This is a genomic window from Streptomyces prasinopilosus (assembly GCF_001419695.1).
Lineage (GTDB): Bacteria > Actinomycetota > Actinomycetes > Streptomycetales > Streptomycetaceae > Streptomyces > Streptomyces prasinopilosus.
This window is the reverse complement of record NZ_LIRG01000016.1, coordinates 1-1408: the sequence shown is the minus strand read 5'-3', so window position 1 is coordinate 1408 and position 1408 is coordinate 1. Positions and strand designations below refer to the sequence as shown.

General features: G+C 75.6%; 2 protein-coding genes and 1 pseudogene. All 3 read right to left on the bottom strand.

All coding sequences use genetic code 11. The features are described from left to right. A pseudogene (locus AOK18_RS01235) lies at positions 1-423 on the bottom strand (peptidyl-tRNA hydrolase); the annotation flags it as partial. A gap of 33 nt (positions 424-456) precedes the next feature. Continuing rightward, complete coding sequence (locus AOK18_RS01230) at positions 457-672, bottom strand: hypothetical protein (RefSeq protein ID WP_055575126.1); 216 nt, start codon at positions 670-672, stop codon at positions 457-459. 64 nt (positions 673-736) lie between these two features. Then, on the bottom strand, positions 737-1408 hold a 672-nt coding region (locus AOK18_RS01225), incomplete at its 5' end, for a polysaccharide deacetylase family protein (protein ID WP_055693043.1).

Below are 1408 nucleotides of genomic sequence, written 5' to 3'. Positions count from 1 at the left end.
GTCGTCCAGGTCGGTGCCGGAGACCTGGAGGCGGGCCAGGTCCTTGGGCCAGCCGTCCAGCGGGACGGGCGGGAAGACGCGGACCTCCGCCGACTTGCCGGCGACCGTGATGCCGGGCAGCGCCTCCGCGCGGCGCCACTCCGCGCCGCGGGCCCTGCGCACCACCTTGCGGATGCGGGCGTCCTGCCAGTCGCGCATCACCCGGGCCCACTCGCCCTCGCCCGCCGACCGCTCGTCCGCCAGGATCGTCAGCACCGCGCGGGCCGCCGTCTCCAGTGCGTCCGTGCGGGCCGGGGGCGCCGACCGCTCGATGTGCGCCACCAGGGGCAGCACGAACTGAGGTGCCTCGTCGCGGACACCGGGCCCGGAGCGGAAGGGACTCGCGGCGGCGGACGGCCGGTCATGGGTCTGCTCGTTGTTCACCCCGCCAGTCTGCCAAGCCGGGGCGCGCCCGCGTCAGCCCGAGCAGGCCGTGCGCTGTGCCTCCTGCCACTCGCAGGCCGGGCACAGGGTGATCCCCTTGTACGACTCCGGGTACTCCGTGGGTTCCCGGCACAGCACGCACTCCGCGTACGGAGGCCCCTCGGCCCTGGGCGGCCTGGCCGCGTCGATCAGGCAGTAGCCGGTGTCGGTCCCCGGGTCGGCCCCGGTTCCGGTGTCGGTGTCGGTCATGCCGCCAGGGTAGGACCGCGTCCGGTGGAGTGCCGGGGTGCCGGGGTGCCGGAGTGCGGATCCGTCAGCCCGGCAGGGGCGCCGTCGGCGCGGTCGCGATCAGGTCGGAGACCTTCACGAGGCGGTAGCCCCGGCGGCGCAGCTCCGGGACGATCTCCCGTACCGCGCGCTCGGTCGCCGGGGCCGCGCTGCGGGTGCAGTGCAGGACGACGACGGAACCCGGACGCACCGCGTCCAGGACCTGCCGGGCCACCGCGCCGGCGTCCGTGGCGAAGGCGTCGCCCCCGACCACGTCCCACTGCACGGCGGTGACACCGGCCGGGACGAGTGCCTTCAGCGCCTCGCGGTCGTAGCAGCCGCCGGGGAAGCGGAAGTACGGCATCGGGCGCGCCACCCCCACCTCGCGGAAGGCGGTGTACGCCCGTTCCACGTCCGCGCGCATCCGGTCCCGGCCGAGGGTCGGCAGGCCGTGGCAGTCGTCCGTGAACGCGTAGTGGCTGTACGAGTGGTTGGCGACCTCGAAGAGCGGGTCCCGGCCGAGGGAACGGGCCTGGTCGGGGTACTCCTCGGCCCAGCGCCCCGTCATGAACACGGTGGACGGCACCTCCAGCGCGCGCAGGGTGGCGATCAGCCGGGGGTGGTCGAAGCGTTCGCCCGCCGCCGCGCGCGGGCCCTGGCCGGCGGTCATGTCGGCGTCGAAGGTGAGGGCGACGGTCTTCCCGGCGCCCCGGGGCGC